We start from the raw sequence: 26,753 nt of genomic DNA on the forward strand, positions 1-26,753 counted from the left end.
GCCATGGCGGATACGCGGCGCAATCTTGATCGCGCCGCAGGTGTCAAGTTGTCGGCTCAGAGCCTGAGCCGGCGCTTTCTGGATTATCGGGAGACGGCGGGACGTGCGGTATTCGGCAATGATGCCAGTCTGGTCGATCGCCTGACGCAGATGCGTGCCGAGATCGAGGTCGATCTAAAGGCACTGGCCGTCCTGGTGGAGGGCAGCGAACTTGCCGAGCCGCTCGAGGCGGTAACAGCCAAGGCGGATGCAGCCTGGAGCGCCAATAGCCGCCTGCTGCGCGCCAAAACGGCGATCGGATTCAATAATTCAAGTGGATTGCGTGGCGATCTGATCAAATCCGGCGCCACCTTTCAACAGGCGGTGCAGGCCATGCAGAAGGAGGGCACCGCGCAGCCGGGTATTGCTGAAATCGGACGTATCGCCCTGCGGTTGCGCGCCGTTGAATTCGAATACTCGCTGGCTGCCGATCTATACGACCTCGAGGACGGCTTCGACACGGCTGCGCAGGCTTTGAACAAAGCATTGCTGGATGCGGCGTTGCCGGCAGACAGGCAGGAGGGCCTGAGGGTCCAGTTCATGGCCTACAGCAATGCGGCGAAGAAATACGGCCAGACGGTCGAGGCCATGACCGGTGCGCAGCGTATGGCCGGTGGGCAATGGGTTGAGCTGGCACCGATGATTGCCGAACTTGGTGACCAGGCCGAACAGATCGAGCGTGTGGCAGTCGAAGATGCCGCGCGGCTGCAGCAGCGGATATTGCTGTCTTCCGGATTGGCCGTGCTGGGAATTCTGCTGATCGTCGTGATTGCCAGCGTAATCGTCGCCCGGGGCATCCTGCGCCCGATTCAGCGTATGACATCTGCGATGACCGCGCTTGCAGCGGGTGACTTGACTGTGGTCAGTGTGGATGCCGAACGCCGCGATGAAATCGGAGCCATGGCGCGGGCTTATGAGGTCTTCCGTGGCCACGAGAGCGAGCGTCGACAGATGGCCCAGGTAGAGCAACAGCGCGAACGCGCGCATGCCGCCGAACAGCAGGTCCAGCGGCAGCGCGAGGCCGCGATGGCAGCCGAGATCGCCGACCTGTCGAGGGCGGTTTCCGAAGGTAACCTGGAGCGGCGCCTCGACTTGGCCGGTAAGGAAGGCGATTTCCGCGACGTCAGCCTCAGCATCAACTTTTTGACGGATACACTGGCAGGTGTGATCGGTGAATTGTCTGGCGTATTGCAGGCTCTGGCCGAGGGCGAGATTGGGCAGAAGATGCAAGGCGAGTATCGCGGTGTGTTCGCCGACCTGAAGCAAGCGGCAAATGCTTTATCGGTACGGATGAGCGAATTCGCCGGTCGGCTCAATGTCTCAACCCGCGCGGTGCGCGATGCCTCGGCCGAGATCACGGGGGGCGCCGAGGACTTAGCACAACGCACCGAACATCAGGCCGCCTCGCTTGAGGAAACGGCGGCCGCCATGCATCAGGTGACGGCCACGGTGAGGCAGAATGCCGGGAATGCCCACGATGCCGACCGGCTGGCAGATGCGGCACGTCGCAATGCCGAACGTGGCGGGGCGGTGGTGACGCAGGTGGTGGAAGCGATGGACCGAATCGCCAATGGAGCGCACCGGATTTCCGATATCATGGGGATGATCGACGAGATCGCCTTCCAGACCAACCTGCTGGCCTTGAATGCCGCCGTGGAAGCGGCGCGGGCCGGCGAGGCCGGAAAGGGCTTTGCCGTGGTGGCGCAGGAAGTGCGCGCCCTGGCCCAGCGCTCGGCAAATGCGGCAAAGGAGACCCGTGCCTTGATTGCGACATCGAATACCGAGGTGAAGACTGGCACAGGGCTGGCCCATGAAGCCAGCGCCAGCCTGGGCGATATTGTCAATTCGATCCGCGGAGTTTCGATCATCGTGGCCGAAATTGCCAATGCCAGCAGCGAACAGGCCCGTGGGCTGGAGCAGATCAACACTGCCATTGCGGGCATGGACGACATAACCCAGCGCAATGCCGCACTGGTCGAGGAGACCCATGCGGCATCCCGCACCCTCAGTCGTCAAGCGCAGGAACTGGCCGATCTGGTCGGGTTCTTCCGCCTGCGTGTCGAGCATGCCGATCTGATCGATCTGCCAGCAGCGGCGGAATAGGCTACGTCAACCGGATTGCAGATACTGGATCGCAGCGTCGCGCTCGAAAAGATAGAGCAGTTCCAGTAGGGCCTTGCCGCGTGGGCTGGCCAGTTTGGGGTCGCGCTCCAGGATCAGCTTCGCATCGTCGCGAGCCGTGATCAGCAATTCGGCATGGGCGGCGAGGTCGGCCACGCGGAATTCGGGCAGGCCGCTCTGCCGCGTGCCCAGCACTTCGCCAGCGCCGCGCAGTTTCAGATCTTCTTCGGCGATGCGGAACCCATCGTCGGTTTCGCGGATGATCTTCAGGCGGGCACGCGCCGTTTCACCCAGCGGGCCGGAATAGACCAGCAGGCAGGCCCCGGGTTTGCCGCCGCGGCCGACCCGTCCGCGCAACTGGTGTAACTGCGCAAGGCCAAACCGCTCCGCATGCTCAATCACGATCAGAGTTGCCTCGGGAACATCCACGCCCACCTCGATGACGGTGGTGGCGACCAGCAGCTTTGATCTGCCGCTGGCGAAAGCTTCCATGGCGGCATCCTTCTCGGCGCTGCCCATCTGGCCATGCACCAGCCCGACGCTGCCTTCGCCCAGTTCAGGTTCCAGTGCCAGCTTCAGAGCGGAATGACGCTCGGCAGCGGCGGCAAGGTCGCTCTGTTCGCTTTCCTCCACCAGCGGACAGACCCAGTAGACCCGTTCGCCGGCCTGAACCTTGCGCTTCACGGCGCCAACCACGTCGAGGAAGCGGTCGGACGCGATGGTTCGGGTATCCACCGGTGCGCGGCCGGGTGGCTTCTCGGTCAGCTTGGAAACATCCATGTCGCCGTAGGCGGTCAGCGACAGGGTGCGCGGGATCGGCGTGGCCGTCATCACCAGCACATCGACACCGCCTTTGTCGTGCTGGCCCTTGGCGGCGAGGCCAAGCCGCTGGCTGACGCCGAAGCGATGCTGTTCGTCGATCACGGCAAGGGCGAGGTCTTTGAACACCACGTCGTCCTGGAACAGGGCATGCGTGCCGACCAGGATATCGATCTCACCATCGGCCAGACGCTGCAGCAGGGCTGCGCGGGCCTTGCCCTTGTCGCGGCCGGTGAGCAGCGCGAGGGTCACGCCCAGCTGGCTGCAATAGCGTTCCAGCGTCTCGGCGTGCTGGCGGGCGAGGATTTCGGTGGGGGCCATCAATGCGGCCTGCGCACCGGCCTCGGCGCAGAGCAGCATGGCGTTCAGCGCCACCATGGTTTTGCCGCTGCCCACATCGCCCTGCAGCAGACGCAACATGCGCCTATCGGATGCCATGTCGCCGGCGATCTCGGCATTGGCCTGCTTCTGGGCATTGGTCAGCGGCCAGGGCAGAAGTTTTTCCAGCCCGTCGCGCAGCCGGCCGTCACCCTGCAAGGGTCGCCCGGTCAGGCGTTTCAGCCGTCGACGCACCAGTAGCAGGGCCAACTGGCTGGCCAGCAATTCGTCATAGGCCAGACGCTGGCGCGGCAGGCTGTCCTTGTCCAGATCGGCCATGCCGTCGGGCCGGTGGGCGGCGAACAGGGCTTCACGCCAGCTGGGCCAATCCTGCCGGCGCTTGAACTCCGGGTCGAGCCAGTCGGGCAGGGGCGGCGCCTTGGCCAGAGCCTGGTCAATGATCTTGGCCAAAGTGCGCGGCGCTACGCCGGCAGTGAGCGGATAGACCGGCTCGACAGCGGCGAGTTGCTCGATTTCCTCCGGTGTGCCGAAACGGTCGGGATGCGTAATCTGCACCTGGCCGTCGAACAATTCGACCAGGCCGCTGACCAGCCGCGTCTCGCCTTCCGGCAGGCTGCGTTTCAGGAAGTCTTCGCGGCCATTGAAAAAGACCAGCGTGATCCGCCCGCTGCCGTCATGGGCCGTAATCTTGTACGGCATGCGCGGGTTGCGGGGTGGCAGGTGGCGGTCGATGGTGATTTCCAGGGTGGCGATGCGGCCCGGTTCGGCTTCGGCCACGGCCGGGCGGTAGCGCCGGTCGATCAGCCCGGCGGGCAGGTGCCACCACAGGTCCAGCACCCGGGCGCCCCCCACCAGCTTTTCCACCAGCGGGGCGAGCTTGGGCCCGCAGCCTTTCAGGCTGGTGATCGGGGCGAAGGCGGGAAACAGCGATTCCGGGCGCATAAAGGGCTGAAAATTCCGGGGAAACCTTGAGAATCCGTAGCTTGGCGTACTATATCCTGCCTTCACCCCGGAGGCACCCCATGGCAGAGGATACCGAAACCCGGCGCAAGCGCCTGCTGCACCGCAGCCGCTATACCGGCATGAAGGAGACCGACATCCTGCTCGGCAGCTTTGCCGCGCGCCATCTGCCCACCTTCACGGACCGTGAGCTCGACCAGTACGAAAGCCTGCTGGAGAATTACGACGATCCCCAGATCTATGCCTGGGCCATCGGCCGTGATCCGGTGCCACAGCACCTGGATAGCGGGGTGATGAAGCTGCTCAGGGCCTACAAGCTGCCACTCTGATCCCATGAGTTTCGCGCTGCCGGATATCCTGACCCGGCCGGGCCGCTGGGCACTCGCCGGCACGCCCGAAGGTCAGGATGTGCGCCTGCTGATCGCCCTGGTACAGCGCCAGCAGGGCGGCGGCGTGCTGCATGTCTGCCGCGACGATGCCCGCATGGCTACAGTCGAGGCGGCGCTGAAATTCTTTGCGCCTGCCCTGCCCGTGCTGACCCTGCCGGCCTGGGATTGCCAGCCCTATGACCGCGTCTCGCCAAACGCCGAGATCGCTGCCCGGCGCATGGATACGCTGAACCGGCTGGCGAACCGGCAGGACGGCGAACCCTTGCTGTTGCTGACCACGGTGAATGCGGCTTTGCAGCGCCTGCCGCAACCGGATTATTTCGGCAGCACCGGATTTCGCACCACCAAAGGCGACCGCATCGCGCCGGAAAGACTGATCGAGTATCTGTCACGTAACGGCTATACCCGCGTCTCCACCGTGAACGAATCTGGCGAATACGCCGTGCGCGGCGGCCTGGTCGACCTGTTTCCACCGGGCAGCGAGGCGCCCTATCGCTTGGATTTCTTCGGCGACGAGGTGGAGAATATCCGGCGCTTCGATCCCGCTACCCAGCGCACCATAGGCGCGGCTGGCGAACTCTCGCTAACGGCGATGAGTGAGGTGCCGCTGGACGATGATGCCATCGCGCGCTTCCGCAGCGGTTATCGTGAGTTGTTCGGCACCATCACCAAGGAAGATCCACTTTACGAAGCCGTTTCGGCCGGTCGGCGGCAGATCGGCATGGAACACTGGCTGCCGCTGTTTTTCGACCGGCTGGCTACGATATTCGATTATCTGCCCAAGGCTGCGGTGACACTGGATCACCTGACCGGCGATGCAGCCGACGAACGACTGAAAACGATTGCCGACCATTACGACGCCCGTCGCGCCGCGATGAAGCGCGGACTGGAAGAGGGCGGTGCACCCTACAAGCCGCTGCCTGCTGATCGACTGTACCTGACTGCCGGCGAATGGACGGCCCGGTTGGAGAAAAGGCCGTTGGGTCTGCTGTATCCCTTCGATGCTGCCGGCGGCGCCGATGTCATCGTGGTTGATCTGGGCGGCAGGCCGGGACGCGATTTCGCGCCGGAGCGGACCCAGGCCGCCCAGGCTGCCGAGCATAAAGCCGCGAGCCAAATCAGTGTCTACGATGCGCTGGGCGGCCATCTGGCCAAACAGGCGCAGGTAGGCAAACGCGTGTTGTTCGCCACTTTCTCGACCGGTGCACGCGATCGTCTCGGGCATATCCTGAAGGACCACGGTCTTGACGCGCCGCAGCCGGTGGAGACAGCTGCAGAACTGGAAAGCCTGCCGAAAAGCGTGGCGGCGATTGCCGTGCTGCCGATCGAGCACGGCTTCGAGGCCGCCGACCTCTGTGTGGTGGCCGAGCAGGATATCCTTGGCGACCGTCTGGTGCGGCCGCGCCAGAAGAAGCGCCGGGCCGAGAATTTCATCGCCGAGGCCAGCGCGTTGCAGCCCGGCGACTACGTCGTGCATATCGACCATGGCATCGGCCAGTACAAGGATCTGGTGACGCTGGATATCGCCGGCGCGCCGCATGACTGCCTGCTGCTGCATTACGATGGCGGCGACCGGCTGTATCTGCCGGTCGAGAATATCGAGATGCTGTCGCGCTACGGTTCGCCGGAAGCGGAGATAACCCTCGACAAGCTGGGCGGTGTGGCCTGGCAAAACCGCAAGGCGCGCATGAAGCAGCGCCTGAAGGACATGGCTGGCGAGCTGATGAAGATCGCGGCTCAGCGCGAGTTGCGCCAGGGCGAGCGGGTGCTGCCTCCGGATGGCCTCTACGAGGAATTCTGCGCCCGTTTCCCCTATGACGAAACCGAGGATCAGGGCCGTGCCATCGAGGAGACGCTGGACGATCTGGCCAGCGGCAAACCGATGGATCGTCTGATCTGCGGTGATGTGGGCTTTGGCAAAACCGAAGTCGCCCTGCGCGCGGCCTTTGCCGCCGCAATGGCCGGTCAGCAGGTGGCGCTGGTCTGCCCGACCACGCTGCTGTGCCGCCAGCATTATCGTACTTTCGTACAACGCTTCCGTGGCCTGCCTGTGCGGATCGAGCAGCTGTCGCGCATGGTGTCGACCAAAACGGCAAACGAGGCCAAGAAAGGGCTGAAGGACGGCACGGTCGATATAGTGATCGGCACCCATGCCGTGTTGTCGAAAAGCATCGAATTCAAAAGGCTGGGCCTGCTGATCATTGACGAGGAACAGCATTTCGGCGTCAAGCACAAGGAACGCCTGAAGCAGTTGCGTGCCGAGGTGCATGTGCTGACCATGTCGGCTACGCCGATCCCGCGCACCCTGCAGTTGGCGCTTTCTGGCGTTCGCGAACTCAGCCTGATCGCCACGCCGCCCGTGGATCGGCTCGCCGTGCGCACCTATGTCACGCCATTCGATCCGGTGGTGATCCGTGAAGCCTTGATGCGTGAGCATTTCCGTGGTGGCCAGAGCTTCTTCGTTTGTCCGCGCATAGAATACCTCGACACCGCCATGGCTTTCATTCGCGAGCATGTACCTGAATTGAAAGCCGTGGTGGCGCATGGCCAGATGGCGCCGACCGACCTCGACGACGTGATGAATGCCTTCTACGACAGACGTTACGACGTGCTGGTGGCGACCAATATCGTCGAAAGCGGTCTGGACATTCCGTCGGCCAATACGCTGGTAGTCTATCGTGCCGACCTGTTCGGTCTGGCGCAGATGTATCAGTTGCGTGGCCGCGTTGGCCGCTCGAAGCTGCGCGCCTATGCCTATTTCACCTATCAGGCCGGTCGTCTGCTGAATCCGGCTGCGGATCAGCGTCTGCGCGTATTGCAGAGCCTGGATAGCCTGGGTGCCGGTTTCAGCCTGGCCTCGCACGACCTCGACCTGCGTGGTGCGGGCAACCTGCTGGGTGAAGAACAGTCAGGGCATATCCGGGAGGTCGGCTTCGAACTGTATCAGGAAATGTTGCAGGATGCGATTGCTGAAGCGCGTGCCACCGCCCGGGGCGAAGGCAGCCTGCATGGCGAAAAATGGTCGCCACAGATCCAGATCGGTACTGCTGTCCTGATCCCGGATTCGTATGCGGCCGATCTCAACTTGCGCATGCAGCTTTATCGTCGTGTTGCCGACTTGGAAAGCCGCGCTGAGATCGAGGCCTTTGCTGCCGAACTGATCGACCGGTTCGGTCCGCTGCCCACCGAAGTGCAGCATCTGCTGGATATCGTCGCGATCAAGAAGCATTGCCGCGACGCCAATATCCTGAAGATCGAGGCTGGCCCGAAGGGTGCCACGCTCACCTTCCGCGACAACAGCTTCGCCGATCCGGCCGGGCTGGTGCTGTTCATCCAGTCCGAGCGCGGCAAGGCCAAGCTGCGGCCCGACCACAAGGTGGTATTGATCCACGACTGGCCTGAACCGGAAGACCGGCTAAAGGGTGTGTTGCACATCGCCTCGCGCCTGGGCGAGATCGCCCAGAAGGCAAGGAAGGCGGCCTAGCTCGTCGGCTGGCCGGGCGGTCGTTCGGCTTTTCCGGGCGGGAAGCTCTGGCCCGCCCCGATATAGGCGACCTCGCCATCCGGGCCGAATAGCGGCACGGCCACCACCTCCAGCAGCCAATCTTCTCCCAGGACACGTGCTTGAGCATGACCATAAACCGGCTTGGCGGCATGGAAGACCATCGTCGCCCCTTTCAGGATGAAGGGGCGAATGGTTGGATCAGGATGCTCATCGAGCCATTTGCCCGTCAGTTCGTAGCCCAGACGTTGCACGATATCGGTGCCGATCAGGCGATAGCGGAACCGCAGTGGATCCGGCTGCACTTCCAGCAGCGATAGCGAACCGAGCAGGAAGCGCAGGCGCAGGGGGTCGAGAAAGCTTTTGTCAGGCAATGGACCTGCATCACGAGCAGCAAGCCACAATTGCAGGAATTGCCGGACGTTGGAATCCTGAATGCGGCCAGCGTCGGAGGCGAAATCCAGAGATGGCGCGCCCTGCGACAGGGCTGAAGGGCCGGCCAGCTCCATGATCAATCCTGATCTGTACCTGGTGGTTCGGCGGCGATCTTGTCAATCACCTGCAGCAATACGTCGGGTGTCTGCGCGCCTGACACGCCATAACGTCGTTCAAAAATGAAAAAAGGCACCCCGGTAATACCTAGTTCGCGCGCCATGCGATCTTCGTCTTCGATGATATCGGTGTCGCGGCCTTCATCCAGGAGCGCCTTCACCAGCGCGCCATCCATGCCCTCGGCGGCAGCGGCATCGGCCAGAACCTGATGGTCGCCGATATCCTGACCTTCCAAAAAATATAACCGGAACAGCCGTTCCTTCAGGGCATTCTGCACTCCGGCTGACAGAGCCCAGCGCAGTACGCTATGGGCGGCCAATGTGTTTGGGGTGCGTTTAATGCTGTCGAAATCGAAGGCGATGTTTTCCTTGGCGCCCTCGGCGGCGACACGGGCATAGATCTCTTTCGCCCGGGCCGGACCGCCGAACTTGGCTTCCAGATAACTTTTCCGGTCGGCACCTTCGCGGGGCATATCGGGATTGAGCTGGAACGGTCGCCAGCCGATCTCGAAATCGATATCGGGGCGCTGGGCCATGGCCTGTTCCAGGCGGCGCTTGCCGATGAAACACCAGGGGCAGATGACGTCGGAGACAATTTCAATGCGCATGCCGTTAGGGTAGCGCAGGACTCCCGAACCGGCCAGCCCCTTGACCCCACGTCGGCCAGGACCGACCATCGGACCGACAGAAAATCTGGAGGAATCAATGAGCCAGGGCGTGAATCTCAAGGGCAAGGTGGCGGTGGTGACCGGGGCGAGCAGTGGGCTGGGCGAGCGGTTTGCTGAAATTCTCAGCAATGCCGGGGCGACCGTGGCACTGGCGGCCCGCCGCACAGACCGGCTGACCGATCTGGCCGGCAAGATTACGGCGGCCGGGGGGCGGGCCATCACGGTAAAACTCGACGTGAACGACTATGGCAATATCCAGAGTGCTTTTGCCGAGGTCGAAAGGCAGCTCGGGGGTGTGGATATTCTGATCAACAATTCCGGTGTGAACAAACAGGCCCGGATCGTCGATGTCACGCCGGAGGATTACGATTTTGCCATGAACACCAATGCCAAGGGAGCCTTCTTTGTGGCTCAGGCGGCTGCGAAGGACATGATCGCGAAAAAGAAGGCCGGACGCATCATCAATATCGCTTCCGTCGCCGGCTTGCGGGTATTGAGCCAATTGTCGGTCTATTGCATGTCCAAGGCGGCGGTGGTGCAGATGACCAAGGCCATGGCCCTGGAATGGGCACGGTATGGCATCAATACCAATGCGATCTGCCCTGGCTATATCGAAACCGAGATCAACCGCGATTACTGGGGCACGCCGGGCGGCCAGAAGCTGATCGAAGTATTGCCGCGCCGTCGCGTGGGCGAACCCAAGGATTTGGATGGCCTGCTGCTGTTGCTGGCCTCTGACGAGGCACGCTTCATCAACGGAGCGATCATCGCTGCCGATGACGGCCTGGCCATAACATGATGCAGGAATGAGGGATGGGGACGTGACGGATATTCAGGCCAGAGGAAAACCGAAAATCCTGGTGCTGTTCGCACATCCCTATCCGCATCATTCGCGGATCAATGCGGCGATGATCGCTGCCATAGGCGACCTGTCGCATGTGACCGTGCACGATCTTTACGAGATTTACCCCGATTTTCATATCGATGTGAAACGGGAGCAGGTGCTGCTGGAAGCCCACGACGTGGTCGTCATGCAGCATCCGCTTTACTGGTATTCCTGTCCGTCCTTGCTGAAGGAGTGGATGGACACGGTGCTGGAATATGGCTGGGCCTATGGCTCGGGCGGCACCAGGCTGCGCGGCAAGGAGCTTGTGCAGGCTGTCTCCACGGGCGGGCCGGGTCACGCCTATCAGCCCGATGGCTACAATGGCGTGACCATGACGGAGCTGTTGCGGCCCTTTGAACGGACGGCTTCTCTTTGCGGCATGACCTATGGCGCGCCCTTCCTGTTTCAAGGGGCGCGGCTAAGGTTGCCGGAAGACATCGCAGCCCATGCCGCAGCCTATCGGCAATGGCTGGATAATTATCCGCATCCCGGTCGACAGCCGGTATGCGATCAGCCGGCTGTGCCGGCCTGCGACCGGTGAGGGGAGCATGGACGGTCTTCTGCTGAACGCAGTGATCTATCTCGCGGCCGCGGTCATTGCGGTACCGCTTGCCAAACGGCTTGGCCTGGGTTCGGTGCTGGGGTATCTGATCGCCGGGATCGTTGTTGGGCCATGGGGCTTGAAGCTGATTACCGACGTGGATGCGATTCTGCATTTTTCGGAATTCGGCGTCGTACTGTTGTTGTTTGTCATCGGGCTTGAGCTGAATCCAAGGCGGCTGTGGGGCATGCGCTGGCCTATTCTGGGGCTTGGCGGCGGCCAGGTGGTTGGCAGTACGCTGGCGCTGATGGCCCTGGGCATGCTGCTCGGATGGTCATGGCAGACCGCGCTGGCGGCGGGACTCAGCTTGTCACTGTCATCCACGGCCATCGCCCTACAGCCCCTGACAGAACGGAACCTGCTTGGTACTCCGGGCGGGCGCTCGGCTTTTTCGATCTTGCTGTTTCAGGATATCGCGGTGATTCCCATCCTGGCGCTGTTGCCGTTGCTGGCGGAAACCGCGGGGACCGGCAGCGGAGAACCCGGATGGATCGGCGCCCTGAAGGCGGCGGCAGCCATCTCGATTATCATTTTCGGTGGCCGGTTCCTGACACGGCCATTATTTCGCATGATCGCAAGCACTGGTCTGCGCGAGATTTTTACGGCCGTGGCGCTGCTGCTGGTGATGGGCATCGCCCTATTGATGCAACTGGCCGGTCTTTCTATGGCATTGGGCACGTTTCTGGCTGGCGTACTGCTGGCGGAGTCGGAATATCGCCATGAACTGGAAAGCGATATCGAACCTTTCAAGGGCTTGCTGCTGGGGCTGTTTTTCACGGCCGTAGGCATGTCGGTCGATTTTGGATTGCTGTTTAGCCGACCGGGCATGGTGCTAGGCCTGGTTGCCGGCCTGCTGTTGCTCAAGGCTGCGATTCTTGTCGCCGTGGCGGGCTTTGCGCGATTACCTTCAAGTCAGATTGCCCTGTTTGCCTTTCTGCTGGCCCAGGGTGGCGAATTCGCCTTCGTTCTGTTCGGCAGCGCGGCCGGGATTGGCGTGATGGATTCCGATACAGTCGCGCTGCTGACCGTTGTGGTCGCGCTCTCAATGGCCACGGCACCGCTGCTCGTCGTGATCAACGACCGCTGGATCGAACCACGCTTCACCCGGCTTGATGAACGGCCGCACGACATACCCGAGGATGAAGGCAATCCCGTAATTGTGGCTGGCTTCGGTCGGTTCGGCCAGATCGTTGTACGCCTGCTGTATGCCAATCGGATCGGAGTCACGGTTCTGGATCACGATCCGGAAATCATAGACACCTTGCGCCGCTTTGGTTTCAAGGTCTTCTACGGCGATGCCACACGGCTTGATCTTCTGGAGGCTGCAGGCGCAGCCAAGGCCAAGGTATTGGTGATAGCGGTCGATGACCAGGACGCATCGCTGGCGCTAGCCGATCTTGTGCAGCAGCATTTCCCTCAACTCAGGATCATTGCTCGTGCGCGCGATCTACCACATGCCGTTGAGCTGATGAACCGCAAGATTCCCGTGATCGAGCGTGAAACTTTCCACTCTGCGCTGCGTCTTGGAGAGGAAACACTGAAGGCCCTGGGGCAGCCAGCCTATGCGGCCCGCAAAAAAACGCTGACATTCCGCCAGCACAACGAGGGTTTGCTGAAGCAGATCCATGCCCACTGGTCCGAGGACATGGACAAGCGCATCACGCTGCAACAGCAGGCCCGTGCGCGCCTGCAACAAAACCTGGCAGCAGACGAAAAGGCGCAGGAAGAGGCGCGTGGCCTGGGGTGGGATTGAAGGCTCTGGATCGGGGGATCCTAGATCAGGCCAGGTCCATGCGGCGCAGAATCTGCTGACTTTCGACGATGGCTCCCGCCGTGCCGAAGGTCATGCGACCACTGAACATGCTGGACAGGCGTTCCATCAGGGTGCCGTAACGGTTCCAGATCATCTGACGCTCGGCATCGGTCTTGGCGCCATTCCACTCTTTCACATAGGCCGCTCCGGCCTGCAGGGTGGCCAGGTGATCGTTTTGCGCCGCTACATTGCGATAGGCTTGAGCCAGTGCGGAATCGTCCTCGAACAGATTGGTGATCTGGGCTGCTTGGGGATGAGTGCTGTCGACGATGATGCGGCCGTCGAGTCCGACACTCAGCTCGATGGGTGGTGTCTGGTCGATGCTCGCAGTGGATAGTCTGGCGGCCAGCCGCTCGGCAAATTCTGCCGTGCGTTTGGCTGTCTCGCCGGCAAGTTTGTCGAGCCGAACGGTCTTTGTCTCTGGGTCGTACGCGCTGCCGAACAGACTTTTGGCGAGCTGTTCGGGGGTGGGGGCGAAACCGGACGTGGCGGTGGTCGTTGTATTGGCGGGTTGCTTTTCTTTCAGGTATTCCGCGAATTTTTGTGCTGTCGCCACGGCCGGGGTGTTGGCGGCAACAGTCTGATGAGCCGTCATGACCTCGCCGAATGTGGCGCGGGCGGCAGCGGAAGTGGTCATACTCATAATCATCCCCGTCAATTGGTCTCGACGAGGTATTTGCAAGGCTGGTGCCAGCCTCGGGCGGGCCCTTCAGTTCAGGTCAGGCAAGCTTCTTGCGCTGGACCTTACCGTTGGTCGTGCGTGGCAGGCTGGTAACAAAGCGCCATTCCCGCGGGCATTTATAAGCGGCCAGGCGTTGTTCGGTGAAGGCTGCCAGCTCGTCATGGCTGGGCAATAACCCCTCGCGCAGAACGATGAAGGCGCCGATGACGGAAACATCGCTGCGCACCCGCAACTCTGTTACAGCCACTTCCGCCACGGCGGGATGTTCGGCAATCGCTGCTTCGACCTCAACCGGTGAGACGCGATAGCCCATCGCGTTCATCACATCGTCGTTCCGGCCATGGTGCCAGAGGTAGCCATCCTCATCGATGCTGGCCAGATCGCCACCACAGAACCATTCGCCACGATAAACCAGAGCTTCTTCCTCGGGCCGATGCCAATAGCCCAGCATCAGCGAAGGCTCGGAACGGTGCACGGCCAGCAGACCAGTAGCGCCTTGTGGCAGGATGGCGGATGTATCGGGGTCGAGAATGGCGACGCGGCGACCGGGCTGGGGTTTCCCCGGGCTGCCCGGTTTGATCGTCATGCCAGGGCCGGTGGATATGTAGGTGGAAATCTCCGACATGCCGAGTGCTTCGTACAGCGGCTTTCCGGTGCGGCCTTGCCATTCGGCGAGCAAGCCCGGAGGCAGGGCCTCGCCGGCCGTGACGCCATGGCGAAAGTCCGACAGGTCATGAGCCTCCAGATCGCAGTATTTCAGGATTTGGCGATATAGCGTCGGTACGGCGGCAAACAGTGTGGCGCGATGCTGCTCCAGCAGGCGGGGCCAGACCTGGATATCGCGATGACCATTATACAAGACGGTGGTGGCGCCAACGGCCCAGGGATCGACCAGCCCGACACCCAGGGTGTAGGTCCAGTTGAAGGCGCCGGCATGCAGCATCACATCGCTTTCGCTTAAGCCCAACCAGCCCTGATGCATCGGACGGCGGCCCCAGGCGGCGCGATGGGCATGCAGCACGCCTTTCGGTTTGCCCGTGGTACCCGATGTATAGACCAGATAGGCGGGGTCATCGGCAGCGGTATCGGTATAATCGGATAACGGCGCGGATTGCTTCAGAGTGGCCAGCCGTTGCGGATCGAGCAGGATCACGCTGGACGGCAGGGTCAGGTCGCGCGCCAGCTCAGCGCTGGCCGCGACCACGGCTGCGCCAGAATTTTCCAGAAGGTAGGCGGCCTCGGTTGGTGTCAACTGGGCGCTGGAGGGCAGGGCGACAAAGCCGGCGGCCATCGTGGCAAAATAGGTGAGGGCGTAATCGGCGTCATTGGCCATGCGGATCATGACGCGACTGCCAGGCGGCAATCCCAGTCTTTGCAGGCCGGCGGCTAGGCGGCGCACGGCCAGGTCGACTTCGCCGAAGGTCATGCGGAATTCGCCGCTCTCGCCCACCAGGATCATGGCCGTTTTGTCCGGCCGCAGGCGGGCATTGTCGGCCAGGCAGTAGCGGGCAATGTTGAAACGCGGGGCAACGGGTTCGATCATGACAGTCAGGCGGTCTGGTGAGGCTTGGCGTCGGGTGTGCGCAGATAGAACAGCAGGGCGGATAGCAGCAGCACGGTCTGCAGGCCGAAAAGAATACGATAATCTGTCTCGGTCGCCAGCGTTCCCTTGGGGACCAGCCAGCCCATCAGAAAACCTGTGAGTATCTGCTGGAAGGCGCCACCGCCCATGGTGCCGATGTTCAATGTGGTGATGCCGCGCCCGGCCAGTTCCGCAGGGAAAACCGATCGCGCATGGGCAAAAATCATGACCACGCAGCCATTCATGATGCCCATCACGGTGAACAGGATGGTGATCGCAGGCACGCCCAGATTCGGAATGAGGACGAGGACAAGCAGGCACAGAATCTGTGCGCCGAGTCCCGTCGCCAGCAGCCATTTGCGCGTATTGAACACCCGATCGAGCGGGCCCCAGATGAAGTAGCCGCCGGCTGCGCCGGCGGCCATGAAGATCAGTACGTTCCCCCGTGCCGTGGCATCCATGCCGTGCACGTCATGCAGGTAGGGGCCGGCCCATAACCCGAGGATGGTGATGAATGTTGCGTAGGCTGTGAAAATGATGACGAAGAGATGCGGAAAAGCCGGGTGCTTCATGACGGTCGCCACGCCCCGCAATGCCTGCCCCAGGGTTTCGCCGGCACCTGGCCGGGCTTTTGAAGGATCGGGGTGGTCGTGGATGGCCCAGAACGACAAGGCCAGCAGGACCAGCGTCATGGCGGCGGTGACATAGAAGGCGGCCCGCCAGCCGAAAGCCGCGGTGAACCAGGCCAGCGGCGCGGTCGAGGCGATCACCCCAAGATTGCCGATGGCGATGAGGATGCCCGACATCTGGGCGAATTTCTCCGGGCTGAACCAGCGTGAGAACAGCACCAGGGGACCGGTCAGCAATGCGGCGCAGCCAAAGCCCAGGACAACGCGGGCAAGGCTGAGTTCGGTCAAGCTGCGGCCATGGGCGAAGGCTAGGGCGCCCAGAAAGGCGATGACCAAAGTCGCGATGATGGTGCGCCGCGGCCCCCAGCGGTCAAGCGCTATGCCAACCGGCAATTGGCTGATCGAGAAGGTCAGGAAAAAGGCGCCGGTCAGTATGCCCAGGTCTTCCGGCGTCAGGTGCAATTCGGTCATCAGGTCGGGGCCGATCACCGCATTGGCCGAGCGGTAGAACTGGCTGATGATGTATGTCAGGCAGGCGCAGAGCAGGATGCGCCAGGCAATCGGCATTACGGCACCACGGCTGTTATTTGCCCATCAATACGTCCGGCAGCCAGGTGGCAATACCGGGAAACAGGCAGAGCAGTATGATAGCCACAACCATGCACAGCATGAAAGGCAGGGCGCCCTTCAGGATGACCGGTAGGCGCACATCCGGGGCAATACCGTTGATGACAAACAGGTTGAGGCCGACTGGCGGCGTGATCAGGCCGAGTTCCATGTTGATGGTCAGGATCACGCCGAACCAGATCGGATCGAAACCGGCATTCGCGATGATGGGGGCCAGAATTGGCGTGGTCATGAGAATGATGGCTGCTGGCGGCAGGAAGCAGCCGGCCACCAGCAGCAGGATGTTGATGAACAGCATAAGAATCCAGCGATTGACCTCGAGGCCGGCGATCCATTGCGCGATGGACTGTGTCACGAACAGGCTGGACATCATGTAGCTGAACAGGATCGATGTGCCGATGATCATCAGCAGCATCCCGGACTCGCGCATGCCGTCGCGCAGGATTTCCCATAGCTGGTGTAGATTCCACACGCGGTAGATCAGGACCACCATTAACAGGCATAGCATGGCGCCGACGCCGGCCGCTTCGGATGGTGTGGCAATGCCACCATACAAAGCATAGACGACTCCCATGATCACCAGCACAAATGGAACAACACGAGGCAGGAGTTCCAGTTTTTCGGCTAAGGAATAACGACGGCCGAAATCCGCCAGCTTTTCGCCACGCCGCCAGCTTATGAACATGGCCCAGGCCATGAACAGGGCGGTCAGCAACAGGCCGGGCAGAACACCGGCAAGAAACAGCTTGCCGATCGAGGTTTCCGAGGCGATGCCATAAAGGATCATCGTCACGCTGGGAGGGATCAGAATGCCAAGTGTGCCGCCGGCGGCAATCGCGCCTGTGGCGAGATCGGCCGAGTAGCCACGTTTGCGCATCTCGGGGATGCCCATCTTGCCGATGGCAGCGCAGGTGGCTGGCGAGGAGCCGGTGAGGGCGGCAAATAGCGCGCAGGCGCCGATATTGGATATTACCAGCGAGCCGGGCACCCGGTTGAGCCAGCGATTTAGCACCTCGTAGAGATCGGCTCCGGCCCGTGATGAAGCCACGGCGGCCCCCATGATGACGAACATGGGGATCGAGACGAGGGTGAAGTCATCGAGTCCGGCGAAGATGGTGTCCGCCAGGAAGTCGATGCTGCCCCAGCCTTCAAGAGTGATCAGGAAAACGAGCGAAACAATGCCCAGGCCAAAGGCGATAGGGATGCCGGTGGCAAGAATGGCGAGTGCGACGACGCAGATCAGTGCGCCAAGATGAAGCTCATTCACAGGCGGTCCTCAGGCTTGAGGCCGAACGGCATGTCGCGCCCGGTGGCGATGGCCCATATATCGGCAATGTATTGCAAGCAGAGCAGTCCCATGCCGACAGGCAAGGACAGATACGGAATCCAGACGCGGGCTCGCCACATCGAACTTGTCAGACGATTCGTGACATAGGCCTCATGCCACCAGAAGATCGAGCTCCAGAACAGGATGGCGCAGAAGACCAGAGCGAGCCCTGAGGCCACCAGGGCCATAGCCACCCGCGTTCTGTGTCCCGCCATCAGCGGCAGCAGATCGACATTCACGTGGCCCCGTGTCAGCAGCACATAGGGGGCACCAATGAAAGTGGCCGCGATCAGCGTGAAGATGACGAACTCAGTCTGCCAGATGGTGGACTGTTGCAGTACGGTGCGCTGGAAGATCATCTGGCAGACGATAACGATGCTGAGCAGGATCAGCAGGACGGCAACCATCCCGCTGATCCGCGACAGCAACCGGATAAATGATACGAAACGATCCATGGGGTCTGGCTCAACGCACCTGCAGAGCCTTGACGATCAGGGCCTTGCCGTTTGGCACTTTCTCCGAGAAGGTGCGGTAGGAGCTGTTGTTGGCCACTTCACGCCACTTTGCTGCCTGTTCCTCCGTCATGGTGACGACCTTCACATTGGCTTTCTTGAAGGCGTCGACCAGTTCATCATCAAGCTTTTTCGATTCGGTGGCGAAATAGTCCTCAGCCTTTTTCGACGCCTCCATGATGGCCTTCTTCTGCGCGTCATTGAGCTTGTCGAAACTGCGCTTCGACATCAGTACGGGCTCATACATGAACCACAATGCATTGTCGCCCGGAGCCGTGAGGCAGGTTACCTGCTCATAGAGGCGGAAAGACACGAAGCTGCCAGAGGATGTATCCGTGGCGTCGGCCACCCCAGTCTGCAGGGCGTTATAGACTTCGTTCGACGGGATCGAAACGATGGAGGCGCCGGCGCCAGCCCACATTTCGGCAAAGGTGGCGCCAGCAGAGCGAACCTTCAGGCCCTTGGCGTCATTCGGTTCCAGAATGCAGTTCTTCTTCGAACCGAAGGCACCAGCCAGCCATGCATCTGCCAGCACCACAACGCCGGCGTCATTGATGATCTTCTTGATGTCCTGCATGAAGGGCGATGCGTTGACGCGCTTGGCATGATCATGGTTTTTCACCAGGCCGGGCATCAGGGTGGCGCCGAACTGGGGATGTTGGCCCGATGCATAATCGAGCGGGAAGGACGTGATGTCGATCTGGCCCTTGAGCATGGCATTCCACTGCTCGGTGGCTTTCACCAGGCTGGCGCCGGGATAGACCTTGATGTCCAGCCCGACATTGGCCTTCGCGGCCTCGCGGGCAATCATCTGTACCATTTCATCGCGCACATCGCCCTTGCCACCGGGGAACTGGTGCGACGCTTTCAACGTGATATCGGCTGCCGCAGCCGCGCCGGCTGCGAGGAAACCGGCCGCCACAAGCATGGCGGCACCGGCAAGGCGATGCATCGGTCGGGTCATGATGTTTCCTCCGTTTTGTTATGTAATTGTTTGATGGTCATACTAATAAAACGGGCTCGACCCAACAAGAAATCTCGCATCTGCTAAATTATTGCGATGCACCTAGCGGTTTTTAACACTTGAACGGCTTGATTTGGTTTTGCCGGGCCGAATCTGCGGCGTCAGGATGGCGGCAACGCCACCATAACATCGCCATGGCTGACCATGCGGGTAGCAGTATCGAACTGCATCAGGTCTTCCCCGACCAGAACGGGGCCCGCATAATCGGCACGGACTTCTGCCATAAGGGCCGCGGCGTCGAAAGCGACCGGAACGAAATGATTGAGGATCAGGCAACGGGCACGTGCCTGTGCGGCGACTTTGCCGACTTCGGTCGACAGCGTGTGATAGCTGGCTACATTTTCGATGGTTTCTGGCCTACGCACACCCGGCAAGGCCAGCATTTCACGGTGAATGAAGCATTCATGCACCAGAGCGTCGGCGTCCTTGGCGGCCAGGATCAGTTCGGGGCAGAAAGCCGTGTCGCCGCTGAAGGCAACCTTCTGGCTGCCATCAGTGAAAACATAGCCGTAGGCGGCTTTCACCGGCTGATGCCGCACCGCCACGGCGATCACGGTCAGATCGCCATCACGCAGCACGATGCCGGGTTCAACCTCGGTGATATCGAGCTCCAGTGCCCTGGTGGATGGTCGTTTCTCATGGGCGATGCGCTGCTCAAGCTCAGAACGCCACAGGGCCATCAGGCCATTCAGGTATTGTCTTGTGCCCGGTGGGCCGAAAATACGTTGAGGCCGGTCGCGGCCCTGATGCCAACTGGAAATGATCAGCTGGAACAGGTCTACGATATGGTCGGAATGCAGGTGCGTCAGGAACAGGGCATCGATGTTTTTCCCGGCACTGCCGGCGCCGAGCAGTCGCTGGGTGACGCCGGAGCCACAATCGACCAGGAACTGCCGTTCCTTCCAACGCAGCAGGCTGGAAGGGCCGTAACGTCGGGTCGAGACCTGTGGGCAACCGGTGCCGAGCAGCGTAACCCGCATGGATTCAGCGCAGCCGCAGGATCGGCACGGCTTCGCCGGCCCTGAGCGCGGGAGCCAGCGGAGGACGCACAATCAGCACGTCGGCATCGCTCAGCAGCCGCAGCATTGAACTGTCCTGTTTGCCGAAGGCATCGGCGACCGGCTGGCCGGCGGCGTTCAGGCTGAGCCGGGCCCGCAGGTAGTCCTCACGCCTGTCATTCTCGGGCAGGTCGTGCGCTGCCAACGCCGTTTCAAACCGCACCTGCCATTCCAGCCCCAGCATGGCGCGCAGGGCCGGCACGAGGAAGTTATGGCCGCAGACCATGGCGGAAACCGGGTTGCCGGGCAGACCGAGCAGGGCAATGGATTGTCCGTTGCCCAGATGAGCCCGGCCGAACATCAGCGGCTTGCCCGGCCGCATGGCGATGCGCCAGAAATCGATGCCAGTTCCGCCGTCGCCCAGCACTTTGTGGATCAGGTCATGCTCGCCGACGCTGGCGCCGCCAAGTGTCAGCAAAAGGTCGCAACCGGCCGCAGCTGCGGCTTTGGCGTGCAGATCAGTTTCTGTGTCGCGGGCGATGCCGAGATCGATGGCCTTGCCGCCCTGCATTTCAATCAGGGCGCAGAGGCCGATATTGTTTGAGCTGACGATCTGGTTTGGCCCGATCGGTTCACCTGGCCGCGCCAGTTCGTCGCCGGTTGCCAGCACGGCGATCCGCGGTTTGCGACACACGGCCAGCCACGGCACGTTCATTGCCGCGGCCAGCGCAAGATCGGCAGGACCAAGTTGCCGCCCGGCTTTCAACAGCACCTGGCCTTCACTGAAGTCCAGGCCGGCCCGCCGGATCCACTGGCCGGGTTTTGGTGCCTCGCGCACACTCAGCAGGCCATCGGCACCCAGATCGGCATCTTCCTGGATCACGATGGCGTCAGTGCCTGCCGGCAGCGGCGCACCAGTGAATATGCGCACGCATTCACGCGTGCCGACAATGCCATCGTGGCGTCCGCCGGCGGCCGCTTTGCCGACCGGTTTCAGTTTCGCCGGGATTGTTCCTAGATCAGCCTGGCGGCAGGCCCAGCCATCCATGGCGCTGACATCGAAAGGCGGCTGGGTGCGCCGCGCGGTCACATCCTCAGCCAGCACCCGGCCCACGGCATTGCTCAGCGCAACCGTTTCGGCCGGCATCCGCGGCAGGCCGGCAACGATGCGGGCTCGGGCTTCGGCAACGGGGATCATGATGCGTCGAATACGCCGGATTTGCCGCCGGATTTGTGCAGGAGCCGCACATCGGTAATCTGCATGGCGCGGTCGACGGCCTTGGCCATGTCATAGACGGTGAGGGCGGCGATGCTGGCAGCCGTCAGGGCCTCCATTTCAACGCCGGTACGACCCTTCAACTTGCAGGTGGCAATAATGTTGATTGCGTTACCCGCGAGATCCGGAGTCAGGTCAACCGTCACCTGGCTCAGGGCCAGTGGATGGCAGAGTGGGATCAGGTCGGATGTACGTTTTGCGGCCATGATGCCGGCTATGCGTGCCGTGGCCAGCACATCGCCCTTGGCCGCCTGACCAGACATGATCAGTTCAAGCGTGGATTTCTGCATTATCACGCGGGCGCCGGCGCGGGCCACGCGTTCCGTCTCGGCCTTGGCCGACACGTCAACCATATGGGCCTCGCCAGCCGCATTGATATGGGTGAGCTTGTCGCTCATGCGGCCAGGTCCTTGCCGGTCAACAGCAGACGGGTGGCGGCTTCCACATCGGGTTGTCGCATCAGGCTCTCGCCCACCAGGAAGCAGTGCGCTCCGCATTTCGCCATACGGTCGAGATCGGCCTTGGTGTAGAGACCGGATTCGGCTACCAGCATGCGGTCAGACGGCACACGGGATGCCAGTGCCTCGGTAGTAGCGAGATCGACGTTCAGCGTCTTGAGATTACGGTTGTTCACACCCAGAAGCGGCGATTTCAGTTTCAGCGCGCGGTCGAGTTCTTCGCCGTCATGCACCTCGACCAACACATCCAGGCCATATTCGGTCGCGGTGGATTCCAGTTCGGCGGCTTGTGAATCGGTGAGGGCGGCCATGATCAGCAGGATGCAATCGGCGCCCAGCGCGCGGGCCTCGATCACCTGGTAGGGATCGAGCATGAAATCCTTGCGGATGATAGGCAGGCTGACGGCGGCGCGGGCCTGGCGCAGGTATTCGTCCTTGCCCTGGAAATAGGGTTCGTCGGTCAGCACCGAGAGGCAGGTGGCGCCGCCTGCGGCATAGGCCCGTGCCAGGGCGGGCGGATCGAAATCGGCCCGGATCAGGCCCTTCGAAGGAGAGGCCTTTTTGATCTCGGCGATCAGGCCATATCGACCGGCGCCAACCGTGACCCTCAGGGCGCGGATGAAGCCGCGTGGCGCAACGGTGGCTTTCGCCAGTCGTTCAAGCTCTGCCTGCGGCATATTGATTTTACAGCGGGCAATATGTTCCAGCTTGTCGGCGCAGATTTTGGCGAGAACGTCGCTCATGATTTCTTGTCTTCTTCCGCCGGATCGGCCGGCGGCGGTTCATGGGTGATTTCGATCAGACGGGCCAGTGCGGCGCGGGCCTTGCCGCTGTCGATGGATTGCGTGGCCATGGCGACACCCTCGCGCAGGTCTTTCGCCTTGTCTGCGATCACCAGGGCGGCAGCAGAGTTGAAGAGAACGATGTCGCGGAACGCGCCTGGGGCACCGTTCAGTACGGCCCGCAGGGCCACGGCATTGGCAGTGGGTTCGTCGCCTTTCAACTCTTCCAGCCTGGCGCGCGGCAGGCCAGCATCTTCCGGCGTGATCTCGAAATGGCGCAGCTTGCCAGCGGCCATTTCCGATACATGGGTCGGGCCCGTGGTGGTGATTTCATCCAGGCCGTCCGAGCCATGCACGACCCAGACCTTCTCGGCCCCCAGTTTGCCCATCACCTCGGCCAATGGCTGCACCCACTGCCGGTCGAATACGCCGATCAACTGGCGTTTGACCAGAGCCGGGTTACTCAGGGGGCCAAGCAGATTGAAGATCGTGCGGGTGCCCAACTCGACGCGGGTCGGGCCGACATGGCGCATGGCACCGTGATGTCGCGGAGCCATCAGGAAGCCAACGCCGGCCTCAGAGATGGCCTTCTCGATCAGGCGGAAATCACAGTCGATATTGACGCCCAGAGCCGTCAGCACATCGGCCGCACCAGTCTTGGACGATACCGCCCGGTTGCCGTGTTTTGCCACCTGCACGCCGCAGCCAGCGAGCACGAAAGCCGAGCAGGTCGAAACGTTCCAGGTACCCTTCACATCGCCGCCAGTGCCTACGATGTCGATGGCGCCGACAGGTGCCGTTACACCATGCACCTTGGCTCGCATGGTCATGGCGCCGCCGGTGATCTCGTCAACGGTTTCGCCACGCACCCGCAGGGCCATCAGGAAAGCGCCCATCTGCGATGGCGTAGCATTGCCCGACATCATCACGTCGAAAGCAGTGCAGGCATCCTCGACGCTTAAGGTCGCGCCACCGGCCACCTGCGCCAGCAGCCGCTTGAATTCAACTACATCCGCGCTCATGCCGCCTGTCCGCGTACCGCTGTCTCGTTCACCGGAAGGCCGCAATAGCGCACGAAATTGGCCAGCATCGCAAGGCCGTGCTCGGATGCAATGCTTTCCGGATGGAACTGCACGCCGTGGATCGGCAACTCGCGATGCGCAAGTCCCATGATCACACCGTCTTCCGATCGGGCCGTCACTGTCAGGCTGTTAGGCAGACTGGCCGGATCGACCGCCAGCGAATGATAACGCGTGGCGAGAAAATCCTGCGGCAGACCGGCGAAGACGCTTTCCCCGCCGTGATGGATGCGGCTCAGCTTGCCATGCAGGGGCAGCGGGGCACGGACAACCTTGCCGCCGAAGGCCTGACCAATGGCCTGGTGGCCGAGGCAGACACCGAATAGGGGGAGGCGGGTTTCGGCGGCCTTGGCGATCATCGGCAGGCAGATGCCGGCCCGGTCAGGGTCGCAGGGCCCCGGCGAGAGTACCACGCCGGCCGGTTTCAGCGATAAAATCGCCTCCGGCGTGGTTTCATCATTGCGGAAAACCTTCATTTCGGCGCCGAGTTGGCCGAAGTAATGGACCAGATTCCAGGTGAAACTGTCGTAATTATCGATCAAAACCAGCATGTTTCGGCGTCCTTCCCGCACGAGACTAGCATAATCGCATTACCAGGCCACTGCTACCGCCGGCACTCGCCTCGCGGGTATACAGGTAACTTTTTTCTTTGTGAATCATAGTATTGCGGGATTCGTCAAAACACAGAACAATCTTCACACAGATAGAATCGGAAGGGGGATTCGCCATGGCCGATACGGGGCCGGTTTCCACGCGCCGCGGCGGTATCCGCCAGCGATTGTTCATTGCCGTTGGGGCCATCGCCTCCTTTGCCCTGCTGTCGGCCGCGGCTGGCTGGTTCGCGCTGTCCAGGCTTGATAGCGCCATCACCACCGTCACCGATGAAGGGGTCAGCTCCGTGGTGGCTGCGCTGGCCTTGGCCGAGCGTGTTGCCGACATGGCCGGTGCAGCCCCCGATCTGGTTTCCGCGTCGAGCGAAGAGGAAGTGAAGATCGTGGCCGATGCGAACAAGGCCAGGGAAAAAGACATCCGCTCCGTTCTGGAACTGGTCGGTCAGCGTGTGTCAGCCGAAAAGATGGCCGATATCCAGAAGGAGACCGACGGCCTGCTGGCCAATATAGGCCGGCTGGAGCAGTTGGTCGTCGCGCGCATCCGGACCACGCAGCAGCGCGAGGCTGAAACCCAGAACCTGAGCAAAGCGCACGGCATCTTCCTGCAATTCGCCAATCCGCAGATCGACGATGCAGTCGTCGATCTGACCGGCAGTCTGACATCCGTGACCCGCAGCGGCGATCTGGGCAGGATTGAACGTACGCTGAATCGCCTGGCTGGCAACGATCTCTTGCTGGTGCAGGCGACTGCAACCTTGATTGGCGAAATAAACAATGCTGTCGGTCTGCTTGCGGTTGGCTCGCAAGCCGGCAAACGCGACGAGCTGGAAGCCATCTCACGCCGGTTCAAGACAACGGCGAACAAGATCATGAATGCCTTGGCAGTGGTGGAGAAGATCAATCCGCATCCTGAATTGGCGAAGGCAACGAAGGCGGTGCTCGAATTCGGCGACGAGGGAACCGGGTTGCTAAGCTTCCGCGAGCAAGAACTGGATTCGCTCGAATATTCAAAATCAACGCTGAAGACCAGCCGGGACGCGGCCGGTCGTCTCGGTGGCCTGGCCCAGGCTGTAGTCGAAGATGCCAATATCGGCGTTGCGGCGGCAACCGATGATGCCAAAAGTGTGAGCATGGGCGGCAAGACGATCCTGATCATCGTGGCAATCGCCAGTCTGGCGGCCGCCATCCTTGTCGGCTGGCTTTATATCGGTCGACGCATTGCCGATCCCCTGACGATCCTGACTTCGGCCATGGGGCGTCTGGCCAATCGCGAATGGGCAACAACAGTGCCCGATCAGGAGCGTGGCGACGAGATTGGCGACATGGCCCGCGCCGTGCAGATATTCAAGGAAAACGGCCTGCAGAACGAGCAGCTTCAGCAACAGGTCGAACGCAACCGGCAGAACGCGGAAGAACAGCGCAAACAACAGGAGCAATTGCTCGATCGTGCCGTGGGCGAGGTTGTGGGCGCTGCGGCCGGTGGCGATCTCACCGCTCGCATCGACACGGATGCTCTCGAAGGCATGACGGCCCGTCTGGGCGAGCGAATGAATGGTCTTCTGAAAACCGTGGAGGAGGTATTCGCCAGTCTTGGCGATGCGCTGGGCGCGATGGCGCGCGGCGACTTCACCCATCGGATTGAGGCTGATTATGCCGGTGTATTCGATCGTCTGAAACAGGATGCCAACCGTACAGCGCAGCAGCTGGCGCAGACGGTTGGACAAGTCACGTCTGCCGCAGCCACCGTGCGCGATGCCGCGGCTGAAATTTCGACCGGCAGCAACGATCTGGCCCAGCGCACCGAGCAGCAGGCCGCGAGTCTGGAGCAGACGGCTGCATCGATGCATCAGATCACCGCTACGGTGAAGCAGAATGCGGATAATGCCGAGGCGGCCAACCAACTGGCTGTTACGGCCCGCGATACTGCGGAGAAGGGCGGGAGCGTCGTACAGAATGCGGTCGCGGCGGTAACGCAGATCGAGGACAGTGCGCGCAAGATTTCCGACATCGTCGGGCTGATCGACGAGATCGCCTTCCAGACCAACCTGCTGGCGCTGAATGCCTCGGTCGAGGCTGCACGTGCAGGTGAAGCCGGCAAGGGTTTCGCCGTGGTGGCGCAGGAAGTGCGCGCGCTGGCACAGCGTTCGGCCGATGCCTCGAAGGACATCAAGGCGCTGATCCAGGAATCAAATGCCCAGGTGAAGACCGGCGCGAGCCTGGTCAACCAGACTGGCGCCAGCCTGACCGAAATCGTCAATGCCGTGAAAAAGGTGGCCGATATCGTGGGTGAGATCACCTCGGCTAGCCGGGAGCAGGCCGTTGGCTTGGACGAAGTGAATACCGCCGTGGCGAACATGGACGAGATGACCCAGCGCAACGGCGCTCTGGTGGAACAGACTACCGCCTCGGCCCAGGCCATGGCGCGCCAGGCTCAGGAACTGGCGGATTTGGTGGGACAATTCCGCGTCTGAGGGTGAC

Annotated in this window: 22 protein-coding genes; 7 read left to right on the plus strand and 15 right to left on the minus strand. The window is 61.7% G+C overall.

The window, feature by feature from the left end:
- Positions 1-3 precede the first annotated feature (3 nt).
- Positions 4-2,142, plus strand: coding sequence for a methyl-accepting chemotaxis protein (locus ACE3OO_RS17300; RefSeq protein ID WP_374304745.1), 2,139 nt, complete (start codon positions 4-6; stop codon positions 2,140-2,142).
- A gap of 6 nt (positions 2,143-2,148) precedes the next feature.
- Here ACE3OO_RS17300 and recG read toward each other — a convergent pair whose 3' ends face one another.
- Positions 2,149-4,260, minus strand: a complete 2,112-nt coding sequence (gene recG, locus ACE3OO_RS17305; RefSeq protein ID WP_374304746.1) for an ATP-dependent DNA helicase RecG — start codon at positions 4,258-4,260, stop codon at positions 2,149-2,151.
- 80 nt (positions 4,261-4,340) lie between these two features.
- Here recG and ACE3OO_RS17310 point away from each other — a divergent pair, with 80 nt between their 5' ends.
- Positions 4,341-4,607 carry a succinate dehydrogenase assembly factor 2 gene (locus ACE3OO_RS17310; RefSeq protein WP_374304748.1) on the plus strand — a complete coding sequence of 89 codons (267 nt, stop codon included), beginning with the start codon at positions 4,341-4,343 and terminating at the stop codon, positions 4,605-4,607.
- A gap of 4 nt (positions 4,608-4,611) precedes the next feature.
- A complete protein-coding gene (mfd, locus tag ACE3OO_RS17315) occupies positions 4,612-8,151 on the plus strand; it encodes a transcription-repair coupling factor (protein WP_374304750.1) in 3,540 nt (1,179 codons plus the stop codon).
- Here the strand turns inward: mfd and ACE3OO_RS17320 are convergent.
- Positions 8,148-8,678, minus strand: coding sequence for a PAS domain-containing protein (locus ACE3OO_RS17320; protein ID WP_374304751.1), 531 nt, complete (start codon positions 8,676-8,678; stop codon positions 8,148-8,150). The genes mfd and ACE3OO_RS17320 overlap by 4 nt on opposite strands.
- A gap of 2 nt (positions 8,679-8,680) precedes the next feature.
- A complete protein-coding gene (locus ACE3OO_RS17325) occupies positions 8,681-9,448 on the minus strand; it encodes a DsbA family oxidoreductase (RefSeq protein WP_374304752.1) in 768 nt (255 codons plus the stop codon).
- On the opposite strand from ACE3OO_RS17325, the gene ACE3OO_RS17330 reads away from it, so the two are divergent.
- Genes ACE3OO_RS17330 through kefC form a run of 3 tightly spaced genes read left to right on the plus strand, consistent with a single transcriptional unit; the run spans position 9,426 to position 12,628 of the window.
- The gene (locus tag ACE3OO_RS17330; protein ID WP_374304754.1) at positions 9,426-10,187 is read left to right on the plus strand and encodes an SDR family oxidoreductase; all 762 of its coding nucleotides are present in this window, start codon (positions 9,426-9,428) and stop codon (positions 10,185-10,187) included. The two genes, ACE3OO_RS17325 and ACE3OO_RS17330, sit on opposite strands and share 23 nt — an antisense overlap.
- 22 nt (positions 10,188-10,209) lie before the next feature.
- The gene (locus ACE3OO_RS17335; protein ID WP_374304755.1) at positions 10,210-10,815 is read left to right on the plus strand and encodes an NAD(P)H-dependent oxidoreductase; all 606 of its coding nucleotides are present in this window, start codon (positions 10,210-10,212) and stop codon (positions 10,813-10,815) included.
- 7 nt (positions 10,816-10,822) lie between these two features.
- On the plus strand, positions 10,823-12,628 hold the full coding sequence (kefC, locus tag ACE3OO_RS17340) for a glutathione-regulated potassium-efflux system protein KefC (protein WP_374304756.1): 1,806 nt from the start codon (positions 10,823-10,825) through the stop codon (positions 12,626-12,628).
- Positions 12,629-12,653: 25 nt separating this feature from the next.
- Here the strand turns inward: kefC and ACE3OO_RS17345 are convergent, their stop codons facing one another.
- From ACE3OO_RS17345 to ACE3OO_RS17400, 12 genes are all read right to left on the minus strand, one after another.
- A complete protein-coding gene (locus ACE3OO_RS17345; RefSeq protein ID WP_374304757.1) occupies positions 12,654-13,325 on the minus strand; it encodes a hypothetical protein in 672 nt (223 codons plus the stop codon).
- An 82-nt stretch (positions 13,326-13,407) separates the two neighbouring features.
- Entirely contained in the window at positions 13,408-14,913 is a 1,506-nt protein-coding gene (locus ACE3OO_RS17350; RefSeq protein ID WP_374304758.1) for an acyl-CoA synthetase, read from the minus strand.
- Between the two features lie 5 nt (positions 14,914-14,918).
- Entirely contained in the window at positions 14,919-16,148 is a 1,230-nt protein-coding gene (locus tag ACE3OO_RS17355) for an MFS transporter (RefSeq protein WP_374304759.1), read from the minus strand.
- 16 nt (positions 16,149-16,164) lie between these two features.
- Entirely contained in the window at positions 16,165-17,475 is a 1,311-nt protein-coding gene (locus ACE3OO_RS17360) for a TRAP transporter large permease (RefSeq protein WP_374304760.1), read from the minus strand.
- Positions 17,472-17,942, minus strand: coding sequence for a TRAP transporter small permease (locus ACE3OO_RS17365; RefSeq protein WP_374304761.1), 471 nt, complete (start codon positions 17,940-17,942; stop codon positions 17,472-17,474). The genes ACE3OO_RS17360 and ACE3OO_RS17365 overlap by 4 nt, the downstream gene beginning before the upstream one ends.
- A 58-nt stretch (positions 17,943-18,000) precedes the next feature.
- Positions 18,001-19,011 carry a TRAP transporter substrate-binding protein DctP gene (gene dctP, locus ACE3OO_RS17370; protein WP_374304763.1) on the minus strand — a complete coding sequence of 337 codons (1,011 nt, stop codon included), beginning with the start codon at positions 19,009-19,011 and terminating at the stop codon, positions 18,001-18,003.
- A 161-nt stretch (positions 19,012-19,172) separates the two neighbouring features.
- Positions 19,173-20,051 (minus strand): MBL fold metallo-hydrolase, encoded by an 879-nt coding sequence (locus ACE3OO_RS17375; protein ID WP_374304765.1) that lies wholly within the window; start codon positions 20,049-20,051, stop codon positions 19,173-19,175.
- A 4-nt stretch (positions 20,052-20,055) separates the two neighbouring features.
- Positions 20,056-21,267 (minus strand): gephyrin-like molybdotransferase Glp, encoded by a 1,212-nt coding sequence (gene glp, locus ACE3OO_RS17380; RefSeq protein WP_374304766.1) that lies wholly within the window; start codon positions 21,265-21,267, stop codon positions 20,056-20,058.
- Positions 21,264-21,743, minus strand: a complete 480-nt coding sequence (gene moaC, locus ACE3OO_RS17385; RefSeq protein ID WP_374304767.1) for a cyclic pyranopterin monophosphate synthase MoaC — start codon at positions 21,741-21,743, stop codon at positions 21,264-21,266. The genes glp and moaC overlap by 4 nt, the downstream gene beginning before the upstream one ends.
- A complete protein-coding gene (gene trpC, locus ACE3OO_RS17390; protein ID WP_374304768.1) occupies positions 21,740-22,546 on the minus strand; it encodes an indole-3-glycerol phosphate synthase TrpC in 807 nt (268 codons plus the stop codon). Before trpC ends, moaC begins: the two co-directional genes overlap by 4 nt.
- Positions 22,543-23,607: an anthranilate phosphoribosyltransferase gene (gene trpD / locus ACE3OO_RS17395; RefSeq protein ID WP_374304769.1), complete on the minus strand. Its 1,065-nt coding sequence runs from the start codon at positions 23,605-23,607 to the stop codon at positions 22,543-22,545. Before trpD ends, trpC begins: the two co-directional genes overlap by 4 nt.
- Positions 23,604-24,215: an aminodeoxychorismate/anthranilate synthase component II gene (locus ACE3OO_RS17400; protein WP_374304770.1), complete on the minus strand. Its 612-nt coding sequence runs from the start codon at positions 24,213-24,215 to the stop codon at positions 23,604-23,606. The genes trpD and ACE3OO_RS17400 overlap by 4 nt, the downstream gene beginning before the upstream one ends.
- Positions 24,216-24,391: 176 nt before the next feature.
- Here ACE3OO_RS17400 and ACE3OO_RS17405 point away from each other — a divergent pair, with 176 nt between their 5' ends.
- Positions 24,392-26,746: a methyl-accepting chemotaxis protein gene (locus ACE3OO_RS17405; protein ID WP_374304771.1), complete on the plus strand. Its 2,355-nt coding sequence runs from the start codon at positions 24,392-24,394 to the stop codon at positions 26,744-26,746.
- Positions 26,747-26,753 lie beyond the last annotated feature (7 nt).

The organism is Ferrovibrio sp., assembly GCF_041906005.1.
In the GTDB taxonomy this organism is placed as follows: domain Bacteria; phylum Pseudomonadota; class Alphaproteobacteria; order Ferrovibrionales; family Ferrovibrionaceae; genus Ferrovibrio.

Coding starts and splice junctions, on each gene's coding strand:
- ACE3OO_RS17400 (WP_374304770.1), bottom strand. CDS start 24,215: ATGCTGGTTTTGATCGATAATTACGACAGTTTCACCTGGAATCTGGTC.
- trpD (WP_374304769.1), bottom strand. CDS start 23,607: ATGAGCGCGGATGTAGTTGAATTCAAGCGGCTGCTGGCGCAGGTGGCC.
- mfd (WP_374304750.1), top strand. CDS start 4,612: ATGAGTTTCGCGCTGCCGGATATCCTGACCCGGCCGGGCCGCTGGGCA.
- ACE3OO_RS17330 (WP_374304754.1), top strand. CDS start 9,426: ATGAGCCAGGGCGTGAATCTCAAGGGCAAGGTGGCGGTGGTGACCGGG.
- dctP (WP_374304763.1), bottom strand. CDS start 19,011: ATGACCCGACCGATGCATCGCCTTGCCGGTGCCGCCATGCTTGTGGCG.
- ACE3OO_RS17350 (WP_374304758.1), bottom strand. CDS start 14,913: ATGATCGAACCCGTTGCCCCGCGTTTCAACATTGCCCGCTACTGCCTG.
- trpC (WP_374304768.1), bottom strand. CDS start 22,546: ATGAGCGACGTTCTCGCCAAAATCTGCGCCGACAAGCTGGAACATATT.
- ACE3OO_RS17310 (WP_374304748.1), top strand. CDS start 4,341: ATGGCAGAGGATACCGAAACCCGGCGCAAGCGCCTGCTGCACCGCAGC.
- ACE3OO_RS17300 (WP_374304745.1), top strand. CDS start 4: ATGGCGGATACGCGGCGCAATCTTGATCGCGCCGCAGGTGTCAAGTTG.
- ACE3OO_RS17365 (WP_374304761.1), bottom strand. CDS start 17,942: ATGGTTGCCGTCCTGCTGATCCTGCTCAGCATCGTTATCGTCTGCCAG.
- kefC (WP_374304756.1), top strand. CDS start 10,823: ATGGACGGTCTTCTGCTGAACGCAGTGATCTATCTCGCGGCCGCGGTC.
- ACE3OO_RS17345 (WP_374304757.1), bottom strand. CDS start 13,325: ATGACCACTTCCGCTGCCGCCCGCGCCACATTCGGCGAGGTCATGACG.
- ACE3OO_RS17355 (WP_374304759.1), bottom strand. CDS start 16,148: ATGCCGATTGCCTGGCGCATCCTGCTCTGCGCCTGCCTGACATACATC.
- ACE3OO_RS17320 (WP_374304751.1), bottom strand. CDS start 8,678: ATGGAGCTGGCCGGCCCTTCAGCCCTGTCGCAGGGCGCGCCATCTCTG.
- recG (WP_374304746.1), bottom strand. CDS start 4,260: ATGCGCCCGGAATCGCTGTTTCCCGCCTTCGCCCCGATCACCAGCCTG.
- ACE3OO_RS17405 (WP_374304771.1), top strand. CDS start 24,392: ATGGCCGATACGGGGCCGGTTTCCACGCGCCGCGGCGGTATCCGCCAG.
- glp (WP_374304766.1), bottom strand. CDS start 21,267: ATGATCCCCGTTGCCGAAGCCCGAGCCCGCATCGTTGCCGGCCTGCCG.
- ACE3OO_RS17375 (WP_374304765.1), bottom strand. CDS start 20,051: ATGCGGGTTACGCTGCTCGGCACCGGTTGCCCACAGGTCTCGACCCGA.
- moaC (WP_374304767.1), bottom strand. CDS start 21,743: ATGAGCGACAAGCTCACCCATATCAATGCGGCTGGCGAGGCCCATATG.